The sequence below is a fragment of the Streptomyces sp. NPDC039423 genome (assembly GCF_055598725.1).
The window spans coordinates 52,984-71,772 of record NZ_JBVKAH010000002.1 but is presented as its reverse complement, the minus strand read 5'-3'; the positions used below and the strand labels follow the sequence as shown (position 1 = coordinate 71,772).

General features: G+C 73.1%; 21 protein-coding genes. 5 read left to right on the top strand and 16 right to left on the bottom strand.

What is annotated here, in order from left to right:
- Nucleotides 1–23: 23 nt before the first annotated feature.
- The 6 genes from ACZ7LK_RS06240 to ACZ7LK_RS06215 all read right to left on the bottom strand — a co-directional run bounded on the left by ACZ7LK_RS06240 (nt 24) and on the right by ACZ7LK_RS06215 (nt 6,415).
- On the bottom strand, nt 24–998 hold the full coding sequence (locus tag ACZ7LK_RS06240; RefSeq protein ID WP_392272594.1) for a zinc-ribbon domain-containing protein: 975 nt from the start codon (nt 996–998) through the stop codon (nt 24–26).
- A 75-nt stretch (nt 999–1,073) separates the two neighbouring features.
- Entirely contained in the window at nt 1,074–1,769 is a 696-nt protein-coding gene (locus ACZ7LK_RS06235) for a demethylmenaquinone methyltransferase (RefSeq protein WP_392272595.1), read from the bottom strand.
- Nucleotides 1,770–1,800: 31 nt separating this feature from the next.
- Nucleotides 1,801–2,400: an imidazolonepropionase-like domain-containing protein gene (locus ACZ7LK_RS06230; protein WP_392272596.1), complete on the bottom strand. Its 600-nt coding sequence runs from the start codon at nt 2,398–2,400 to the stop codon at nt 1,801–1,803.
- A gap of 7 nt (nt 2,401–2,407) precedes the next feature.
- A complete protein-coding gene (mqnC, locus tag ACZ7LK_RS06225; RefSeq protein WP_392272597.1) occupies nt 2,408–3,619 on the bottom strand; it encodes a cyclic dehypoxanthinyl futalosine synthase in 1,212 nt (403 codons plus the stop codon).
- A 101-nt stretch (nt 3,620–3,720) separates the two neighbouring features.
- Complete coding sequence (locus tag ACZ7LK_RS06220; protein ID WP_469464067.1) at nt 3,721–5,433, bottom strand: serine/threonine-protein kinase; 1,713 nt, start codon at nt 5,431–5,433, stop codon at nt 3,721–3,723.
- 115 nt (nt 5,434–5,548) lie between these two features.
- Nucleotides 5,549–6,415 (bottom strand): menaquinone biosynthetic enzyme MqnA/MqnD family protein, encoded by an 867-nt coding sequence (locus ACZ7LK_RS06215; protein WP_392272599.1) that lies wholly within the window; start codon nt 6,413–6,415, stop codon nt 5,549–5,551.
- A gap of 261 nt (nt 6,416–6,676) precedes the next feature.
- Between ACZ7LK_RS06215 and ACZ7LK_RS06210 the strand changes: the two genes are divergently transcribed.
- The gene (locus ACZ7LK_RS06210; protein WP_003967102.1) at nt 6,677–6,880 is read left to right on the top strand and encodes a cold-shock protein; all 204 of its coding nucleotides are present in this window, start codon (nt 6,677–6,679) and stop codon (nt 6,878–6,880) included.
- A gap of 145 nt (nt 6,881–7,025) precedes the next feature.
- Complete coding sequence (locus ACZ7LK_RS06205) at nt 7,026–7,439, top strand: DnaJ family domain-containing protein (protein ID WP_392272600.1); 414 nt, start codon at nt 7,026–7,028, stop codon at nt 7,437–7,439.
- Between the two features lie 66 nt (nt 7,440–7,505).
- Here the strand turns inward: ACZ7LK_RS06205 and ACZ7LK_RS06200 are convergent, their stop codons facing one another.
- Nucleotides 7,506–8,687, bottom strand: coding sequence for an MFS transporter (locus ACZ7LK_RS06200; protein WP_471138691.1), 1,182 nt, complete (start codon nt 8,685–8,687; stop codon nt 7,506–7,508).
- A 141-nt stretch (nt 8,688–8,828) separates the two neighbouring features.
- Here ACZ7LK_RS06200 and ACZ7LK_RS06195 point away from each other — a divergent pair, with 141 nt between their 5' ends.
- A complete protein-coding gene (locus ACZ7LK_RS06195; protein WP_469464069.1) occupies nt 8,829–9,635 on the top strand; it encodes a maleylpyruvate isomerase family mycothiol-dependent enzyme in 807 nt (268 codons plus the stop codon).
- A 105-nt stretch (nt 9,636–9,740) separates the two neighbouring features.
- Here ACZ7LK_RS06195 and ACZ7LK_RS06190 read toward each other — a convergent pair whose 3' ends face one another.
- Together ACZ7LK_RS06190 and ACZ7LK_RS06185 are read right to left on the bottom strand one after the other, a co-directional pair.
- Nucleotides 9,741–10,355 (bottom strand): antibiotic biosynthesis monooxygenase, encoded by a 615-nt coding sequence (locus ACZ7LK_RS06190; protein ID WP_469464070.1) that lies wholly within the window; start codon nt 10,353–10,355, stop codon nt 9,741–9,743.
- Nucleotides 10,356–10,451: 96 nt separating this feature from the next.
- Entirely contained in the window at nt 10,452–11,084 is a 633-nt protein-coding gene (locus tag ACZ7LK_RS06185; RefSeq protein ID WP_392272697.1) for a TetR/AcrR family transcriptional regulator, read from the bottom strand.
- A gap of 233 nt (nt 11,085–11,317) precedes the next feature.
- Here ACZ7LK_RS06185 and ACZ7LK_RS06180 point away from each other — a divergent pair, with 233 nt between their 5' ends.
- Nucleotides 11,318–12,535: a S8 family peptidase gene (locus ACZ7LK_RS06180; protein WP_471138688.1), complete on the top strand. Its 1,218-nt coding sequence runs from the start codon at nt 11,318–11,320 to the stop codon at nt 12,533–12,535.
- A 62-nt stretch (nt 12,536–12,597) separates the two neighbouring features.
- On the opposite strand, the gene ACZ7LK_RS06175 is transcribed toward ACZ7LK_RS06180, so the two are convergent.
- From ACZ7LK_RS06175 to ACZ7LK_RS06150, 6 genes are all read right to left on the bottom strand, one after another.
- On the bottom strand, nt 12,598–13,953 hold the full coding sequence (locus tag ACZ7LK_RS06175) for a dicarboxylate/amino acid:cation symporter (protein ID WP_392272605.1): 1,356 nt from the start codon (nt 13,951–13,953) through the stop codon (nt 12,598–12,600).
- A gap of 329 nt (nt 13,954–14,282) precedes the next feature.
- The gene (locus tag ACZ7LK_RS06170; RefSeq protein ID WP_392272606.1) at nt 14,283–14,579 is read right to left on the bottom strand and encodes a DUF4229 domain-containing protein; all 297 of its coding nucleotides are present in this window, start codon (nt 14,577–14,579) and stop codon (nt 14,283–14,285) included.
- Between the two features lie 72 nt (nt 14,580–14,651).
- Complete coding sequence (locus ACZ7LK_RS06165; protein WP_392272607.1) at nt 14,652–15,185, bottom strand: GNAT family N-acetyltransferase; 534 nt, start codon at nt 15,183–15,185, stop codon at nt 14,652–14,654.
- A 19-nt stretch (nt 15,186–15,204) separates the two neighbouring features.
- Nucleotides 15,205–15,876, bottom strand: coding sequence for a UdgX family uracil-DNA binding protein (locus ACZ7LK_RS06160; RefSeq protein ID WP_392272608.1), 672 nt, complete (start codon nt 15,874–15,876; stop codon nt 15,205–15,207).
- A 52-nt stretch (nt 15,877–15,928) separates the two neighbouring features.
- Complete coding sequence (mqnE, locus tag ACZ7LK_RS06155; protein ID WP_392272609.1) at nt 15,929–17,092, bottom strand: aminofutalosine synthase MqnE; 1,164 nt, start codon at nt 17,090–17,092, stop codon at nt 15,929–15,931.
- 70 nt (nt 17,093–17,162) lie between these two features.
- Nucleotides 17,163–17,618, bottom strand: coding sequence for an Lrp/AsnC family transcriptional regulator (locus tag ACZ7LK_RS06150; protein ID WP_030495192.1), 456 nt, complete (start codon nt 17,616–17,618; stop codon nt 17,163–17,165).
- 114 nt (nt 17,619–17,732) lie between these two features.
- Here ACZ7LK_RS06150 and ACZ7LK_RS06145 point away from each other — a divergent pair, with 114 nt between their 5' ends.
- Entirely contained in the window at nt 17,733–17,885 is a 153-nt protein-coding gene (locus ACZ7LK_RS06145; RefSeq protein WP_392272610.1) for a hypothetical protein, read from the top strand.
- Between the two features lie 88 nt (nt 17,886–17,973).
- On the opposite strand, the gene ACZ7LK_RS06140 is transcribed toward ACZ7LK_RS06145, so the two are convergent.
- Nucleotides 17,974–18,666 carry a UbiX family flavin prenyltransferase gene (locus tag ACZ7LK_RS06140; protein WP_392272611.1) on the bottom strand — a complete coding sequence of 231 codons (693 nt, stop codon included), beginning with the start codon at nt 18,664–18,666 and terminating at the stop codon, nt 17,974–17,976.
- Nucleotides 18,667–18,789 lie beyond the last annotated feature (123 nt).

Here is an 18,789-nt window from a genome sequence, read left to right as displayed (position 1 = left end):
GGATCCGCCCGGCCTCCTGCGTCCTAGCCGGCGTCGTGCGGCCTCCACGTGGACAGGGCCACGTCGAAGGTCTCGCGGGCGACGTCCCAGCTGTCGTCCTGCACGGTGAAGTAGACGGCGTACTCGGTGCCGTCCCGGGCGACGTACGACTGGTCGATCGCGTGGATCAGCCGGCCCGCCCGGTCGGTGTAGGTGTACTCCCAGACGGCTCCGGGCCGGCCCTGGAAGGTGTTGGCCTCCAGCCGGACGCGCCGGTAGTCCGGGTTCTTCTCGCGGGAGTTGGCCTCCAGGGCGGTGAGGTTGCCCAGGGAGGTGTACGGGGCGTCGTGGACGACGCCGACGAGCAGGTGGGACATGCCGGTGGACCCGGCGTAGGTGATCTGTCCCGCCGGTTCCTCCCCGACCCGCCGCCAGACCGACGGGACGGCGAAGGAGAACCCGGCCGGGTCGGCGACCATCCGGTACCCCTCGGGCACGGCCGGTTCCGCCGGGGCGGACGCGCCCGGGCCGGCGTCCGGCGCGGCGCTCGGCCCCGGGGTGGCGTCCGCGGCCGGCCCGGTGGACGGCGGTTTGCGGGCGGAGCCGGTGGACGGCGACGGGGCGGCGCCGCCGGAGGGGGTGCTCGGCGCGACGACGACGGCCGGCCTGCCGCCGGCGGACGGGGCGGGCGCCTCGTCGCGGTCCGTGAGCAGGAGCACCCCGGCGGTTCCGCCGCCCCCGAGGACGGCGGCGGCCACCATGACGAGTCCCCAGAAGAGTGCGCCCCGCGTCCCCTGCCGGGCGTCGGCGGCGTCGGCGGGCGACTCGGGTCCCGCGGGCGGCGGGGGCCCGAGCACGTACGGCGCCGGGGGCGGGGGCGGGGAGGGGACGGCGGGCGCCGGGGGCGCGGGAGTGGCCCAGGCGGGCGGTGCCACCGGGTCGATCTCCCGCCCGCACGTCATGCAGAAGCGCGCTCCCTCGGGGGCCGAGGTCGCGCAGTGCGGGCAGTTCGACGCCATGGATGCTCCGGATGACGGGAAGTGAGGGACGGTCACATCCTGCCGGGTGGTCGTTCCCCGTCAACCCGAATGGCGTTATGCCGCTTTCGTCCCCCGGTGCAGGGCCACCACGCCGCCGGTCAGGTTCCGCCACGCCACCGCGGACCAGCCGGCCTTCTGGAGCAGCCCGGCGAGCGCCGGCTGGTCGGGCCAGCTCTGGATCGACTCGGCGAGGTACACGTACGCGTCGGGGTTGGACGACACGGCGCGCGCGACCGGCGGCAGCGCGCGCATCAGGTACTCCTCGTACACGGTGCGGAACGGCGCCCAGGTGGGGTGCGAGAACTCGCAGATCACGACGCGTCCACCGGGCCGGGTCACCCGGTACAGCTCGCGCAGCGCGGCGTCCGTGTCGTGGACGTTGCGCAGTCCGAAGGAGATCGTCACCGCGTCGAAGGCCCCGTCCCGGAAGGGCAGCCGGGTCGCGTCGCCCGCCGTCAGCGGCAGCCAGGGGTGACGCTTCTTGCCCTCGCGGAGCATGCCGAGCGAGAAGTCGCACGGCACGACGTACGCCCCGGCCCGCGCGAACGGCAGCGACGAGGTGCCGGTACCGGCGGCCAGGTCGAGGACCTTCTCCCCCGGCCGCGCGCCGACCGCCCGGGCGACCTCCTTGCGCCACCGCCGGTCCTGGCCGAGCGAGAGCACGTCGTTGGTGAGGTCGTAGTTCGCGGCGACGTCGTCGAACATCGAGGCGACTTCATGCGGCTGCTTGTCCAGGTTTGCTCGCGTCACGCGCCCATTGTGGCAGGCGGACCCCGGCCGCCTACGCCCGCCTGTGCACCAGGCGTCCGCCCAGCACGGTGGCCACGCACGTCGACGCGCCGAGCCGCACGAGGGCCGCCCGGTCGGGCACGTCGAACACCGCGAACCGGGCCGGCCCGCCGACCGTGAGGCCCGGCAGCAGGACGAGCGGCCGCGGGGAGAACGACGCCGGTCCCGGCAGGTTCGGCGGGCGCTGCCCGACGGCGAGCCCGGCCCGGCGGACCGCGTCCAGGGCGGCCCGGCCGCGCAGTTCACCGGCGACGGCGACCGTGCCGTGCGCCAGCATGCGCTGCACACCGCGCCGGGCACTCGCGCCCTGCCGCGCGGGGTCGGCGCGGAAGAGGGCCCGCGCCCGCTCCCCGGTGATCGGCTCGGTGCCGAACCGGTCGGCCTCGCGCGGATCGGGGTGGTAGGCCTGCTCCAGCAGTTCGGGTCCGTACGGGTTGAGCAGCCCGGGGGTGAGGATGCCGGGCCACCGGCGCACCCGGGCGGTGGGGTGCGCGGCGGCCAGGTCGTCGTACGGGCCGATCGCGGCGAGCGAGGCGCCGTCGACGAGGACCGCGGCCTCGGGCGAGGCCTCGGCGGTGTGGATCGTCAGCACGGCCGGCTCAGGTGGTGGGGAGCAGCTTGAGTTCGGGGTGGGCGGTGCCGCCCTCGATGGCCGTGGAGGAGATGTGGGAGGCGACGCGCTCGTCGACCGGGTCGTTCGCCGGGTCGTCGTGGACGACGATGTGCTCGTAGGTCGTGGTGCGCTGCGCCGGGACGCGGTCGGCGGTGCGGATCATGTCGATCATCTCGCGCAGGTTGGAGCGGTGCTTCGCGCCCGCCGAGGAGACGACGTTCTCCTCCAGCATGATCGAGCCGAGGTCGTCGGCGCCGTAGTGCAGGGTGAGCTGCCCGATCTCCTTGCCCGTGGTGAGCCAGGAGCCCTGGATGTGGGCGATGTTGTCGAAGAACAGCCGCGCGACGGCGATCACGCGCAGATACTCGAAGATGGTGGCCTGGGTGCGGCCCTTCAGATGGTTGTTCTCCGGCTGGTACGTGTACGGGATGAAGGCGCGGAAGCCGCCCGTGCGGTCCTGGACGTCACGGATCATGCGCATGTGCTCGATGCGCTCGGCGTTGGTCTCGCCGGTGCCCATCAGCATGGTGGACGTCGACTCGACGCCCATCCGGTGCGCGGTCTCCATGATCTCCAGCCAGCGCTCGCCGGACTCCTTGAGCGGGGCGATGGCCTTGCGCGGCCGCTCGGGGAGCAGCTCGGCACCGGCGCCCGCGAAGGAGTCCAGACCGGCGGCGTGGATGCGGGAGATCGCCTCCTCGACGGAGACGCCCGAGATGCGGGCCATGTGCTCGACCTCGGAGGCGCCGAGGGAGTGGATGACGAGCTGGGGGAACTCCTTCTTGATGGCGGCGAAGTGCTTCTCGTAGTACTCCACGCCGAAGTCCGGGTGGTGGCCGCCCTGGAACATGATCTGCGTGCCGCCCAGCTCGACGGTCTCGGCGCAGCGGCGCAGGATGTCGTCCAGGTCCCGGGTCCAGCCCTTGGCGGTGTCCTTGGGCGGGGCGTAGAAGGCGCAGAACTTGCAGGCCGTGACGCAGACGTTGGTGTAGTTGATGTTGCGCTCGATGATGTACGTCGCGATGTGCTCGGTACCGGCGTAACGCCGTCGGCGCGCCGCGTCCGCCGCCGCGCCCAGCGCGTGCAGGGGGGCCGACCGGTACAGGGTCAGCGCCTCCTCGGGGCTGATCCGCCCACCCTCGGCTGCGCGGTCGAGCACGGCTGTGACATCAGGAACGAGGTCGGCCTTCTCGGTCACCGGGTGTCCCTTTCGGCAGGGTGGTGGACGGACCGAACCAGCCTACGCCAGCGTTCCGGCCGCCCTCGGGCGCACCCTCCGCACCGGCCGCCGCACCCGGCTCACCCGGTCCTCCGCAGCGTTCCGCTCGGGGTGCCCGCCGCGGCCTCCCGGGACTCGTAGCGCAGGGTGCCGTCCCCGGCCAGGGTGAACGTGAGGGCGGCGGACCCGCCGGTGCACAGGCCGGGCGAGCCGGGTTTGGTGGGGTCGGTGCGGTCGGTGACCCGCAGCACGCGCGGCCCGGCCCCGGTGAGCCTGCCGACGCTGTGGCACTCGACGGTGGTGCCGAGCGCGGAGAGGGTCGTCGTCATCCTGACCACGTCCTGCCCCGTCGTGCCCCGGGTGAAGACGGCCGTCAGGTCGCCGTGCGGCAGGCCGCTCGCCTCCTGGACCGGGCCTCGCCAGGTGCCGAGGAACTCCTTCGGTACGGAGGTGACGGGCGCCCCGGCGTCCGGGCCGCCCGTGCCCGGCGCCGCCGGGCTTGGGGAGCTGCTGCCGGTCCCCGTCGGCGGCCGGTGTCCGGCCGTGTCGTCGTGGCCTCCGCGGTCGAACAGGCCGAGCAGGGACCCGCCGCCCACGGTCACCGCGGCCAGGGCGCCCGCCACGGCGAGGGCGACGGTGCAGCTCAGGCGGCGGCCCCGGGCGCCGCTGGGCTCGGCGGACGTGGTGAGGGACAGCGACAGGGGCGTCCGCGGCGGGCTCGCGGCGGCGCCGCCCGGCCCGGTCCCGGCGGTTCCGACGGGCGGCCCGTCGCTCCCGCCCGGCTCGACGGGCGGCCCGAACACCCCCGGCGCCCCGAAGCCCCCGGGCGGGGCGGGCGGGACGACCGCGGGGGTGGTGAACGGGACCGGGCCGCTGGTGGGCGGGGTCGCCGACGCCGGCTCCAGGTCCAGGAGCCGGACCGCCTCCCGGCCGACCCGCTGCACCAGGGGGCCCGGCAGCCAGCCGCCCGACACCAGCGCGGCCGTGCCGTCCGGGGCCAGCCGCCCGGCCACCCCGGCGGGTTCGGGGCGGGCGGCCGGGTCCTTGGCCAGGCACGCGGCGACCAGGTCCCGCAGCTCGCCGGTCAGGGCACCGCCCAGCTCCGGCTCCTCGTGGACCACCTTGTAGAGGAGCGCCGCCGAGGAGTCACCGGGGAAGGGCGCCGCGCCGGTCGCCGCGTACACGAGGACGGCGCCCAGCGAGAAGACGTCGGCGGCGCCGGTCACGCCCGTGCCGAGGATCTGCTCGGGCGCCATGTAGCCGGGCGAACCGACCGACACACCGGTGGACGTCAGCGAGGCGGTGCCGTCCGTGGCGCGGGCGATCCCGAAGTCGATGAGCCGGGGCCCGTCCAGGGCCAGCAGGACGTTCGACGGCTTGACGTCCCGGTGGACGAGTCCGAGCCCGTGGACGGCGGCCAGCGACTCGGCCAGTCCGGCGCCCAGCGCCCGTACCGTGTGCTCCGGCAGCGGACCGTGCTCGGTGACGGCGGCGGCGAGCGGCGGCCCCGTGACGTATCCGGTCGCGACCCATGGGACCGGTGCGCCCGGGTCGGCGTCGAGCACCGGGGCCGTCCACCGCCCGCCGACCCGCCGCGCCGACTCGACCTCCCGCCGGAACCGGGCCCGGAACTCCTCGTCCCGCGCGAAGTGCGGGTGCACCACCTTCACCGCGACGGTCCGGCCGCCCTCGCTGCGGGCGAGGTAGACCCGGCCCATGCCGCCCGCCCCGAGCCGGCCGAGCAACCGGTACGGCCCGACGGCCCGCGGATCGTCACCCTCCAGCGGCTGCATGCGCCTTCCCCCCTAGGTCGTGTCCGCAGCGTAGAAGACCCGCGAGCGCCACGCGCTCCGCCGGACGGAGACCGGACCGGTGTCCCGGAGGGCGGCGGCCGGACGCCGGCGGGCGTCAGGCGAGCAGTTCGACCGTCACGTCCTCCGGGAAGCCGGTCGTCGGCCCGGTGCGCCGGGCGAACTCGCGTACCCCGGCGAGCTGGTCCGCGCCGAAGCGGAAGTCCAGCGTGGTGAAGTACTTCTCCAGGACGACCGCGTCGAACGCCTCCCAGCGCGCCGCCTGCTCGGCGACCTTGGCGACCTCCTCCAGCGACACGTCGCGGGAGGCCAGGAACGCCTCGTGCACCTGGCGCACGACACGCGGCTCGCGCGCCAGGTAGTCCTTGCGGACCGCCCACACCGCGAAGACGAACGGCAGCCCGGTCCACTCCTTCCACATCTGGCCCAGGTCGTGGACCTCCAGGCCCAGCCGGGGCGCGTCGTGCAGCGAGGCGCGCAGCGCGGCGTCGCCGATCAGGACCGCCGCCTGGGCCTCCTGCATCATCACGCCGAGGTCGGGCGGGCAGGTGTAGTAGTCGGGGGCCACCCCGTACCGCTCGGCGAGCAGGAGCTGCGCCAGGCGCACGGAGGTGCGGGAGGTGGAGCCGAGGGCGACGCGCTGCCCGTCCAGCCGCTCCAGCGGCTGCTGGGAGACGATCACGCAGGACATGACGGGGCCGTCGCAGCCGACCGCGAGGTCGGGGAAGGCGACGAGCCGGTCGGCGTTGCGGAGGTACTCGACGAGGGTGACGGGAGCGATGTCGAGATCACCGCGGACGAGCTGCTCACTGAGCTTGTCGGGGGTGTCCTTGGTGAGCTCGAGGTCGAGGAGCGTGCCGGTGCGGGCGAGGCCCCAGTAAAGGGGGAGGCAGTTCAGGAACTGGATGTGTCCGACGCGGGGCCGGCTCCGCAGCGGGTGGGGGTCGTCGGTTGAATTGTCCACATCGCGAGGCTAGCCCCGTCCTGGAAGGCGGGCATCGCCGGGTCCACCGTCAGCGCGGATGAACTCCGTCAAACATCCGGGTGACGTGATCTTTCCCTCTACCCATGCGCACACACAGCGTGCTAGGCTCAACGCAAGTTGCAGTTTGGTTTCCCTTGCAGTACAGAGCCTGCGGAGCATGTGACCCGCAGGCTTTTGTAGTTTTCAGACTTGTTTGGCAGGTTCTGGAGCAGGGCAACCCTTTGGCCCATAGGAGGGCTTATGGCTACCGGAACCGTCAAGTGGTTCAACGCTGAAAAGGGCTTCGGCTTCATCGCCCAGGACGGCGGCGGCCCGGATGTCTTCGTCCACTACTCCGCGATCAACGCGTCTGGTTTCCGCTCCCTCGAGGAGAACCAGGTCGTGAACTTCGACGTCACCCAGGGCCCGAAGGGCCCGCAGGCGGAGAACGTCACCCCGGCCTAGTTGCCCGGGTCGGCGATCGCGCACGACTTTCAGTACCCGATTGAGCAGTACCCAAGGAGCCTTTTCCGTCCGGTCGCACGGCCGTACGGAAAGGGCTCCTGCCTTTTCCCTTCACCGAAGGGCGACCGGCCGTACGCTCGAAGGCATGACCGAACGCAAACCGCCCGGCGTGGACTTCGAATCGTTCGTCGACAAGCAGATCCGCGAGGCGACGGAACGCGGTGACTTCCGGGACCTGCCGGGGTTCGGCAAGCCGCTGGCGGACGACTCGGCCCCGTACGACGAAACGTGGTGGGTCAAGGGCAAGATGCACCGCGAGGGCATCGCCCCCGTCCTGCCTCCGGCGCTCGCCCTCCGCAAGGAGGCGGAGGACGCGCTCGAGGCGGTGGAGCGGGCGGCGAGCGAGGCGGAGGTCCGCCGGATCGTCGCCGCGGTCAACGAGAAGATCACCGAAGCGCTGCGCCGTCCGCCGGCCGGCCCGCCGCTGCGCCTCGCGCCGCTGGACGCGGACGAGCTGGTGCGGCGGTGGCGGTCGCGGCGCGGCGTGGACGGCGGCTGAGCGACGGCGAGCGGCCCGGCCACCGCGTGGTGCGCCGCGCTGTGTGCGCCTACTCGGCCCGGCCCCTCAGACCCCGCGCGGGCGTGCCGCGTGGCGGGTCAGGGCCAGGGCGGCGAGGGCGGCGATCAGCCCGCACACGCCCGGCCAGCCGAAGCGGCCGTACGCGGCCGTGGCGGCCCACGACCCGATGCCTCCGCCGATGAACGCACAGGTCATGTACGCGGTGTTGAGGCGGCTTCGCGCGTCGGCGGACAGCGCCCAGATCCGTACCTGGTTGGCGATCATGCCGGTCTGCATCGCGACGTCGAGCAGCAGCGTGCCCAGCACCAGGGCGGTCAGGCCCGCCACGCCGCCGCTGCCGCCGAGCGCGAGGACCATGGCCGAGGCGATGACCACGAGAAAACAGACGAGGTTGACCGCGTCCGGGCCCCGGCGGTCGACGAGCCGGCCGGCGGCCGGGGTGGCGAGCATGGTGCCGGCGTTCACCAGCGCCAGCGCCCCCACCGCCTGGGCACCGAGCCCGTACGCCGGACCGGTCAGCAGGAGGGCGGCGCCGGTCCACACGGCGGTGAAGGCGCCGAACACCGTCGCCTGGTAGAAGCACGAGCGGCGCAGTTCGGGCTCGGTGCGCAGCAACCGCAGCGGGGCGGCGAGCAGCGCCCGGTACGGCTGGGCCGCCGGCGGGGTGGTCGCCGGCAGCGTCCGGGCCAGTACGGCCGCCGTCAGCAGGGAGGCCGACGCCGCCAGCAGGTACGGCGCCCGCCAGCCGAGCCACTCGCCGAGCGTGCCGCCGGCGGCCCGGGACAGCAGCATGCCGCCGAGGGACCCGGCCAGCAGGGTGCCGGTGACGGCCCCGCGCCGGTCGTCGGCCACCAGACCGGCCGCCATGGGGGCCACCAGGGGGGCGATCACCGTGGTCAGGCCGGTCAGCGCGCCGGCCGCGACGAGCGGCGGCAGACCGGGCGCGGCGCTCGCCGCGACCAGGACGGCGCCGGTGACGGACAGCAGGGTGACGATGAGCGGGCGGTGCGCGAAGCGGTCCCCGAGCGGTACGAGGAGGAAGACCCCGGCCGCGTACCCGAACTGAGCGGCGGTGACGATCAGGGCGGCCGCGTCGGGGGAGACGCGCAGACCGGTGGCGACGAGCGGGCTGACGGCCTGGGGGAAGTAGATGTTGCCGACCGCCACGCCGCAGGCGACGGCCAGGAGCAGCACCATCGGGCGGCTGAGCTCGGTTCGGGTCGGCACCGCCCCATGATCACGGCCCACCCCTCCTTCGCACAAACGTTTTGGCGCCGGGGTGGGGGCACGCGGCGGCGGGAAAATCCGTCGCGACCGGCGTAGCGTGAATCGTGTCTCGGGGAGTACGTCCTCGCCCAGGGAGACGCCATGGTCACCACCACCCCGCCCTCCGCCGGCGACATCCCCCGTACGCACCCGCTCCGGGCCCGGGCGGTGAACGCCGCCGAGGTGCGGGCGATGCTCGCCCTGCTGCACGGGCTGGCGCCCGGCGACTGGTCGCGCGGCACGGCGTGCGAGGGCTGGACCGTGCGGGACATGACGGCCCATGTGGTGGCGCAGTACGAGGAGCTCGCCCGGCCCTGGCTGCTGGTCGGCCGGGCGGTGCTGGGCCGCCGGCGCCACCCGGGACTGTCGCCGCTGCACGCGCACAACCAGTGCCAGGTCGAGGCCCGGCGTTCCGCGCCGCCCCAGGAGCTGATCGGGCTGCTGACCCGGCTCGGCCCGCGCGGGGTGCGGGCGGTGGAGCGGGTGCCGGCCGGGATGCGGCGCAGGATCCCGCTGAGCCCGCTGTTCCCGGAGTCCAGGGAGCTGGCCGAGGACTCCATGGACTTCCTGGCCAGGGTGCTGGTCTCCCGTGACACCTGGATGCACCGGGTGGACATCTGCGACGCCACCGAGCGCGACCTCGTCCTGCGCGAGCACGACAAGGAGGTCGTCGGACAGGTGCTGCTGGACCTCGCGCTGGGCTGGAGCGGACCGCCGGTGTTCCTGGACCTGTCGGGACCGGCCGGGGGCCGCTGGACGCTGGGGCGCGGCGCACCGGCCGTGGTGGTGCAGACGGACGCCGTGACGCTGATGCGGCACCTGTCGGGCCGCCCGCCGGTCGGCAGCATCGAGTGCGAGGGGGACCCCGCCGCCACCGCGGCCGTGGACGCGGCCCGGGTGCCGTTCTGACCCCCGCGCGCCCGCGTCACACCGCGCCGGGGTCAGGACCGGCGCCGGGTCAGGACGGGTGAGGGACAGGGGCCGGGTCAGGACGAGGGCAGGACCGGCGCCGGGTCAGGACGGGGGCCGGGCCTCCACCATGACGACCTCGAACTCCTCCAGCGACCGCACGGTCGTCCGCGCCCGGGCCGTCGCTTCGCCGCGCACGGCGGCGACCGGGCCGCGGGACGCCGCCAGGCTCTCCTGGTCCGCGTAGAGCGCGCCGACCGTGGCCCGCCCGCCGACGCGGTCGAGCAGCAGCGATCCGCCGAGGAAGCCCGGCATCGCCCGGAGCCTGGGCAGGGCGCCGTGCTCGTAGGAGTCGACCAGGGAGTCGGCGTCGGACGGGGCCACCTCCATCCGGACCATCCGGAACCGGGCGCCCTCACCGGCCGACTCCGGCCGGGTGACCACCGCCGCCTCCCAGGAGTCGACCGTCACCGTGGCCGCGAACCCCGCCAGCATCCGGGCGCGCACCTCGCTCATGCGGTCGGCGCTGGCCCGCAGGGCCTCCTCGTCCTCCCACCAGGTGCCGATCACCAGCTTGCCGACCTCGCGGTCCACGAACACGCCCGCACCGCGATACCCCGGCTCCTGCGCGAGCTGCTGCCTGCCCTCGGTGGTGAGGGCGCCCACGGCCCCGTCGAGCTTCGCGGGTTCACCCGTGGCATAGGTCGTACGTACGAACATGGCTACCTCTCGCGCCGGACCGGATGTCCCTGTCCATACGACGCGCCCCGCCACCCGGCGGCAAGGCGGCCCCGGCGTTCGGGTGAGCGGGCGGGGTCACCGGGAGGGCGACCAGCGCCGGCCGTCCATGAGGCCGCCCAGGCCCGTCCAGGCGAAGTTCATCAGGGTCGCGGCCGCCTCCTTGGCGGACACCCCCGGCGTCTCGTTGGCCCACTGCGCCAGTGACTCGGCCGCGCCCACCAGGGCCCGGGCGAGCCCGGACACGTCCCGGTCGGCGAACGCGGGGTCCTGGTGCGCGTCCCGGGCCGCCGCGCCTATCAGGACGGTCACGAAGGCCGCCATCTCGTCGCGCATGGCCGCCACTTCGGCGGCGAACGGCTCGCCGTGCGTACGGGCCTGCTGGTGCAGCACCGCCCATCCGTCCGGGTGCTCGGCGGTGTGCGCGAAGAACGCGGTGAGGCCCGCCCAGAGCTGCCGGTCGGCCGGCGGCCCGGGCTCGGTGGCGTCCCGCTCCACCGCGCCGCGGACGGCGGCGATCAGCGCGGCGGCCTCGCGCCGGATGCAGGCGGTGAACAGCTCTTCCTTGGAGTTGAGGTACAGGTACACCAACGGCTTGGACACACCGGCCAGTTCGGCGATCTCGTCCATCGACGCGGCCCGGTAGCCCCGCTGTCCGAAGGTGTGCACGGCCGCGTCCAGCATCTGCTGTTCGCGCACGGCCCGGGGCATGCGCTTGGCCTTCGCGCCCGTGCTCTTCACGTCAACCGTCCTCCTACTCCTGGGTAGTCGGTAAGCCTACGACCCGTCGGCAGGGCGCGTGCCGCGCACATAGCCCGTTGTCATGTGCGCCGTTCGCCACGCAAAGTATCCGCATCACTCCAGTGAGTGATGCCGCCTGGAGCCCGGCGACTGCTTCCCTACAGACGTCGCCCTTTCTCGGACACTCCCGATCGGAGTTCTGCATGAGGCTGTTCGCCCGCCGTTCGCGTATCGCGATGCTCCTCCTGCTCCCCCTCGCCGCGACCCCGGCCACCGCCGCCACCGCCACCGCCGCACCCGTCGCCGCCACCGTCACCGCGGTGGCCGCCGAGACCCCCGCACCGCTGCGGACCACGGCCGATCCGATGCCCGGCCGGTACATCGTCACCCTGAAGCCCGGCACGGCGTCCGCCGTCCGGATCACCCAGCAGCTCGGCGTCACCCCGCTGTACGAGTACACGCACGTGCTGCGCGGCTTCACGGCCGGACTGAGCGCCTCGCAACTCACGACCGTGCGCGGCCTGCCGGACGTGGCGGCCGTCGAGCAGGACGCGGTGGTCACCGCCGACCCCGTGCCCGCCGGACCGAACCCGCTCGCGTACGCCGCCAGTTGGGGCCTGGACCGCATCGACCAGCCCTACCTCCCGCTCAACCAGCAGTTCAACGTCAACAGCTCCGGGGCCGGCGCGACGGCCTACGTCCTGGACACCGGCATCGACTACCACCACCCGGAGTTCGGCGGCCGTGCCGTGCCGGGCTTCGACGCCATGGGCGACGGCCGCAACGGCCAGGACTGCAACGGCCACGGCACGCACGTCGCGGGGACCGTCGGCGGGGCGACCTTCGGTGTCGCCCGGCAGGCCACCCTGGTGAGCGTGCGGGTCCTCGGCTGCGACGGCAGGGGCTCGTACGCCGGGATGATCGCCGGCATGGACTGGGTGGCGAGGAACGCCAAGCAGCCCGCGGTGCTCAACGGCTCGCTCGGCGGCCCGCGGAGCGACGCCCTCAACCAGGCCGCCACCGCGCTGTCCGACAAGGGCGTCCTGCCGGTGGTCGCCGCCGGGAACGACTCGGTCGACGCCTGCACCGTCTCGCCGGCGAGCGCGGCGCGGGTCCTGACCGTCGGGGCCACCGATTACCTGGACCGGGAGACCGACTTCTCCAACTTCGGCGCGTGCCTGGACCTCTACGCCCCCGGGGCGGCCATCCTCTCCGCCCGGCTCGGCGGCGGGAGCGTGGCGCTGAACGGCACCTCCATGGCCGGCCCGCACGTCGCGGGTGTGGCCGCCCTGCTCAAGGCGCGCTACCCCGCGGCGACACCCGCACAGGTGTACACCTGGCTCGTCGAGCAGTCGGTGAAGGACATCCTCACGGTGACGAAGTCCTCGCCCAACCGGCTGCTCCAGACCGCCGGACTCTGACCGCCCGCGCGAAGGCGCCCCCGCCGGCCGTCGGCCGGTGGGGGCGCGTTCGTGCGGGGGTGTCAGGCGGTGGCCGGGACGGTCACCTTCCGCTCGGCCTCGCGCACGCCGTACGCGTCGCCGTCGCCGTCGATCGGGGACGCCGAGGCGGCGTTGTACGCGTCGTGGTCCAGGATCTTCTCGCGGGCGGCGACGACGACCGGGACCAGCGCCTGGCCGGCGACGTTGGTCGCCGTGCGCATCATGTCCAGGATCGGGTCGATGGCCATCAGCAGGCCGACGCCCTCCAGCGGCAGGCCCAGCGTGGACAGGGTCAGCGTCAGCATGACCGTCGCGCCGGTCAGGCCGGCCGTGGCGGCGGAGCCGATCACCGAGACGAAGGCGATCAGCAGGTAGTCGCCGATACCCAACTGGACGTCGAAGATCTGGGCGATGAAGATCGCGGCGAGCGCCGGGTAGATCGCGGCGCAGCCGTCCATCTTGGTGGTCGCGCCGAACGGGACGGCGAAGGAGGTGTACTCCTTCGGCACGCCGAGGCGCTCGGTGACCTTGACGGTGACCGGCATGGTGCCGACGGAGGAGCGGGAGACGAAGGCAAGCTGGATGGCGGGCCAGGCACCCTTGAAGAACTGGACCGGGTTGACCTTGGCGACGACCGCCAGCAGCAGCGGGTACACGCCGAACAGGACCAGCGCGCAGCCGATGTAGACGTCGGCGGTGAAGGTGGCGTACTTGCCGATGAGGTCCCAGCCGTAGTCGGCGATGGCGTAGCCGATGAGGCCGACGGTGCCGAGCGGGGCCAGGCGGATGACCCACCACAGCGCCTTCTGGAGCAGTTCCAGCACCGACTCGCTGAGGGTGAGGATCGGCTGGGCCTTCTCGCCGAGCTTCAGCGCGGCGATGCCGGCGACGGCGGCCATGAAGACGATCTGGAGGACGTTCAGCTCGGTGAACGGCGTGATGACGTCCGTGGGGACGATGCCGGTGAGGAAGTCCAGCCAGCTACCGGCGTTCTCGGGCTTCTCGCCGTCCTTGGGCGTGAGGCCGGTGCCGGCGCCCGGGTTGGTGACCAGGCCGATCGCGAGGCCGATGGCGACGGCGATCAGCGACGTGATCATGAACCAGAGCAGGGTGCGGGTGGCCAGCCGGGCGGCGTTGTTGACCTTGCGCAGGTTGGTGATGGACACCAGGATCGCGAAGAAGACGAGCGGCGCGACGGCCAGCTTCAGCAGTTGGACGAAGATGTGGCCGACCTTGTCCAGGGTGGTGTGCAGCCACTGCACGTCATAGGTGCGGGTGACCCAGCCGAGGACCACGCCGAGGACGAGACCGGCGACGATCTGGGCCCAGAAGGGCACCTTCGGTATGCGGCGGACGGGCGGGGTATCGGGGTTCGCGGTGCTCGCGGACGCGGACACGGACACACTCCAGTGAGGCGTATCGGGGAATACGGGACGAGGGGTGCGGCGCACGCGCCTTACGGCGGCGCCGCTGCATGATGCCGGGTCAGACTTCGCGGCAACAGACCGCGGACATACAGCGGCAGAGGTCGACGTGCAGGCGCGCCACGAGCGGGATGCTCATGGCGTCGGCTTCGGGGCGCACTGCTGTCGTCACGTCGAACACGTTAACACTTGAACTTTGAGGACCTCAAAGCACTTCTTTGGGTCCGCCGGGCCAAGAACGCCAACACCCCCGTGCGAAGCGCTGCTTCGGCACGGGGGTGCGCGGGGGTACGTGACTCAGCTCACCGGGCGGCCCGGTCCTCCCGGGACCGGTTGGCCTCAAGGCGGGCCTTGGCGGTGTCGACCTTCTCGACGATCTGCGCGGACATCGCGTCGCGCTGCTTGCGCAGCAGGACGAAGCTCAGGGGCGCCGAGATCACGATGGACAGGAGGAGCACCCACAGCAGGTTGGAGTCCCCGAGGCCGCGCGGCAGCGCGCCGACGTACACCAGCCCCCACAGGGCGAGGAAGCAGCCGGCGAAGACGCCCAGGCGCATGAGGGAGTACCGGATCGTGGCGCTCGTGCGGGCAGCGGACACGGCGGGGCCTTCTTCCTTCGTATTCCTTGGTACGGCGTTCCTGCCCGTCCAGTGAAGCACGTGCCGATTCGATCAGTTCAGGGGGTGGAGCGGCAGATGCATGATGATGTCGTCCCGGTCGTCGCCGTCGGCCACCCGGATGGCGTCCGGGACCCGGCCGACCTCCTTGTAGCCGCACGAGGCGTAGAACCGGTCGACGCCGGTGCCGCCGCGGCAGGTGAGCCGGACGGCCTCGATGCCGTCGAGGCCGCGCACCGCCCGCTCCGTGGCGGCCATCAGGTCGCGCCCGTACCCCTTGCCCTGGTGACGGGGGTGGACCATCACGGTGTAGAGCCACACCCAGTGCCGCATCAGGCGGTGGGTGTTGTGCGTGATGAAGGCGGTGGCGGCGACGGCGCCGTCCTCGTCGTGGCCGACCAGCAGCCGGGTGCGGCCCTCGGTCATGGCGGCGAGGTGCTTGACCCACTCGGGGCGGATGTCGTCGGGGGTGACGGGCGGGACGAAGCCGACGGAGCCGCCCGCGTTGGAGACGTCCGCCCACAGGGTGAGGACGCCGTCGCGCAGAGCGGGACCGACCGGCGGGTCCAGTGCGAAGGTCAACGGCATGCGAGCGACGATAAACGGCTCAGCCGAGGGCCCGCGCCGCCATCCGCAGGTCGGACACCAGGCCCGCGTAGAGGGCCTCGCGGTCGCGGGAGCGCAGCACGGCGGAGGGGTGGACGGTCGCGACCAGGCACGCGCCGAGTTCCTCGTGGCCGGGCAGCGGCAGCAGGGTGCCCCGCTGCTCGGTGACCCGGAACGACGGACCGAGCAGGGCCTTCCCGGCGGTCGCGCCCAGGGCGACGACCACCTCGGGGGCGACCAGCCGCAGTTCCGCCTCCAGCCACGGCCGGCAGGCGGCCGCCTCGCGGAGGCTCGGCGACTTGTGGATGCGGCGCTTGCCCCGCTCGGGCACGACCGTGAACTTGAAGTGCTTGACGGCGTTGGTGACGTACGTGTCGTCCGGCTCGATCCCGGCCTCGTCCAGCGCCCGGGTGAGCACCTGGCCGGCCGGCCCGACGAACGGCGCGCCCTGCCGGTCCTCCTGGTCGCCGGGCTGCTCGCCCACCAGCAGGACCCGCCCGTGGGCGTTCCCGGCGCCGAAGACGGTCCGTGTGGCGTCCCGGTGCAGCGGGCAGCCCCGGCACCCGGCGGCCGCCTCGCGCAGCGCCTCGATGCCGGCGCCCTCCGGTACGAAGGGCGCGGCGTCGTAGGCGTCCTCGGGGGCGGCGCCCCGGGCGGCGGCGTGGCCGGTCACGCGCCCCGGGTACCCGGCGGGGGCGGGGCCGAACGCGCCCGGGCCCGGCGGGTCAGACCCGCATGGGCTGGGGCGATTCGCGGCGGTCCGCGTCGGGGCCCGGGTACTCGCGGATGATCTCGTACCGCGTGTTGCGCTCCACGGGGCGGAAGCCGGCGTCCCGGATCAGCTCCAGCAGGTCCTCGCGGCCCAGCTTGCTGGGCGTGCCGTAGTTGTCCGCGTCGTGCGTGATCTTGTACTCGACGACCGAGCCGTCCATGTCGTCCGCGCCGTGCTGGAGGGCGAGCTGGGCGGTCTGGACGCCGTGCATGACCCAGAAGACCTTGACGTGCTGGATGTTGTCGAAGAGCAGCCGGGAGACCGCGAAGGTCTTCAGGGCCTCGGCGCCGGTGGCCATCGTGGTGCGCGCCTGGAGCCGGTTGCGGACCTTGCCGTCCCGCATGTCCACGAAGTCGTGCTGGTAGCGCAGCGGGATGAAGACCTGGAAGCCGCCGGTCTCGTCCTGGAGCTCACGCAGCCGCAGCACGTGGTCGACGCGGTGGCGGGGCTCCTCGATGTGCCCGTACAGCATCGTGCACGGGGTCCGCAGACCCTTCTCGTGCGCGAGGCGGTGGATGCGGGACCAGTCCTCCCAGTGGGTGCGGTGGTCCACGATGTGCTGCCGGACCTCCCAGTCGAAGATCTCCGCGCCGCCACCGGTGAGCGACTCCAGACCGGCCTCGATCAGCTCGTCGAGGATCTCGGAGGCGGACAGTCCGGAGATCGTCTCGAAGTGGTGGATCTCCGTGGCCGTGAAGGCCTTCAGGGAGACGTGCGGCAGCGCCTTCTTCAGCTCGCTCAGCGAGCGGGGGTAGTAGCGCCACGGCAGGTTGGGGTGGAGCCCGTTGACGATGTGCAGCTCGGTGAGGTTGTCGTTCTCCATCGCCTTGGCGAGGCGGACGGCCTCCTCGATGCGCATGGTGTACGCGTCCTTCTCGCCCGGCTTGCGCTGGAACGAGCAGTAGGCGCACGACGCGGTGCACACGTTCGTCATGTTCAGGTGCCGGTTGACGTTGAAGTGGACGACGTCACCGTTCTTGCGCGTGCGCACCTCGTGGGCGAGACCGCCGAGCCAGGCCAGGTCGTCCGACTCGTAGAGGGCGATGCCGTCCTCGCGGGTCAGCCGCTCCCCGGAACGGACCTTCTCCTCGAGCTCGCGCTTGAGCCCCGCGTCCATAGCAGGCCGCCTCCCATACGTGCGTCAATCGGGCTCCACCACCGTACTCCCCCGGAAACACGCGGTGCCGTCAGCCCTCCTCCGGCAGGTCGCCGACCCGGTTCTCCCACTTCGTCGACAGCACGATGGTGGTGCGGGTGCGGGAGACGCCCTTGGTCCCGGACAGCCGGCGGATCGTCTTCTCCAGGCCGTCGACGTCGCTGGCGCGCACCTTGAGCATGAAGGAGTCGTCACCGGCGATGAACCAGCAGTCCTCGATCTCGGCCAGGTCCTTCAGCCGGCGCGCCACGTCCTCGTGGTCGGCGGCGTCGGAGAGGGAGATGCCGATCAGCGCCGTGACGCCGAGGCCGAGGGAGGCGGCGTCCACCGTGGCGCGGTAGCCGGTGATGACGCCCGCCGCTTCCAGCCGGTTGATGCGGTCGGTCACGGAGGGCCCGGAGAGCCCGACGAGCCGGCCGAGCTCGGCGTACGAGGCCCTGCCGTTCTCGCGAAGGGCCTGGATGAGCTGCCTATCCACGGCGTCCATATACCTGAAGCCTTCCATTGTTCAGCAACACAGCGTTTTTGATTGTAGAATCAAAGGCACACAGAGCCAACGCCCTGTGAATCTTTCAGAAGATCAAAGACGATCCGTCAGGAGATGACACTCATCGTGTACACGATCGAGATGGCCTACGCCCACATGCGCGCGCTGCAGGAGCTGGCCAACCGCTCGCGTGCCCACCAGCCGGCCGCCGCGCGCCGGGTCGACCGCGTGTCGCCGCCTCGTCCGCGCCGTACCGGGAAGCGCTGAGAAGCCTCTCGCCGATCGGGTCCGGCTCACGACGCCCGGCCCCCGACCCGGCCCGATCGACAAGACCGCCCCTGCCGGCCGCGGGTCCTCAACCGAGCTCCCCCTCGGCCCTGCCGGGGGCGCCCCCGCCGAGCTCCCCCTTCCAGCGGCGGTACAGCCCGTGGGGCACGCCCGCGGCGTCCAGCACCCGGCCGGCGACGAAGTCGACCAGGTCCTGGATGTGCGTCGCACCCGCGTAGAACGCCGGAGAGGCGGGCAGCACCACCGCGCCCGCCTCGTCCAGCGCCACCAGGTGCCGGAGGGTCTGGCCGTTCAGCGGGGTCTCCCGGACGGCCACGACCAGCGGCCGCCGCTCCTTCAGCGTCACGCTCGCCGCCCGCTGCAACAGGTCCTTCGACAGCCCCAGCGCCACCCCCGCCACGCACGCGGTGGACGCGGGCACGATCAGCATCCCCTTGACGGGGTACGACCCCGACGACGGCCCGGCCGCGAGGTCGCCCGCCGCCCAGTGCCGCACGTCCGACACGTCCACCCGGTACGTCCCGGGCTTCCCGTCCGCGCCCCGCGACAGCCACTCGGCGAGGTCCTCGCGCCAGTGGGCGTCCCGGAAACCGATCCCGGTCTCGTCGAGCAGCGTCAGCCGCGACGCCCGGGACACCACCAGATCGACGCTCTCCCCGGCGGCGAGCAGACCTCGCAGCACGGCGGCGGCGTACGGGGTCCCTGACGCCCCCGACACCCCGACGACCCACGGACGACGCTGCGCTTGTACCGGCTCCACGCGCTGAGCCTATCCGGCCACTCCCGTACCGAACCGGCCGGTACGGAACCGGGCCGGGCGCCCCGGACGTTTCCGGGACGGACGCGCGCACGGGCGCGCGGACCGGGACGCGCGACACACAGG

Bases quoted from the DNA above. Each gene is read 5' to 3' on its own strand.
- ACZ7LK_RS06240 (WP_392272594.1), bottom strand. From the start codon at position 998: ATGGCGTCGAACTGCCCGCACTGCGCGACCTCGGCCCCCGAGGGAGCG.
- ACZ7LK_RS06220 (WP_469464067.1), bottom strand. From the start codon at position 5,433: ATGCAGCCGCTGGAGGGTGACGATCCGCGGGCCGTCGGGCCGTACCGG.
- ACZ7LK_RS06210 (WP_003967102.1), top strand. From the start codon at position 6,677: ATGGCTACCGGAACCGTCAAGTGGTTCAACGCTGAAAAGGGCTTCGGC.
- ACZ7LK_RS06205 (WP_392272600.1), top strand. From the start codon at position 7,026: ATGACCGAACGCAAACCGCCCGGCGTGGACTTCGAATCGTTCGTCGAC.
- ACZ7LK_RS06195 (WP_469464069.1), top strand. From the start codon at position 8,829: ATGGTCACCACCACCCCGCCCTCCGCCGGCGACATCCCCCGTACGCAC.
- ACZ7LK_RS06190 (WP_469464070.1), bottom strand. From the start codon at position 10,355: ATGTTCGTACGTACGACCTATGCCACGGGTGAACCCGCGAAGCTCGAC.
- ACZ7LK_RS06185 (WP_392272697.1), bottom strand. From the start codon at position 11,084: ATGCCCCGGGCCGTGCGCGAACAGCAGATGCTGGACGCGGCCGTGCAC.
- ACZ7LK_RS06180 (WP_471138688.1), top strand. From the start codon at position 11,318: ATGAGGCTGTTCGCCCGCCGTTCGCGTATCGCGATGCTCCTCCTGCTC.
- ACZ7LK_RS06165 (WP_392272607.1), bottom strand. From the start codon at position 15,185: ATGCCGTTGACCTTCGCACTGGACCCGCCGGTCGGTCCCGCTCTGCGC.
- mqnE (WP_392272609.1), bottom strand. From the start codon at position 17,092: ATGGACGCGGGGCTCAAGCGCGAGCTCGAGGAGAAGGTCCGTTCCGGG.
- ACZ7LK_RS06150 (WP_030495192.1), bottom strand. From the start codon at position 17,618: ATGGACGCCGTGGATAGGCAGCTCATCCAGGCCCTTCGCGAGAACGGC.
- ACZ7LK_RS06145 (WP_392272610.1), top strand. From the start codon at position 17,733: ATGACACTCATCGTGTACACGATCGAGATGGCCTACGCCCACATGCGC.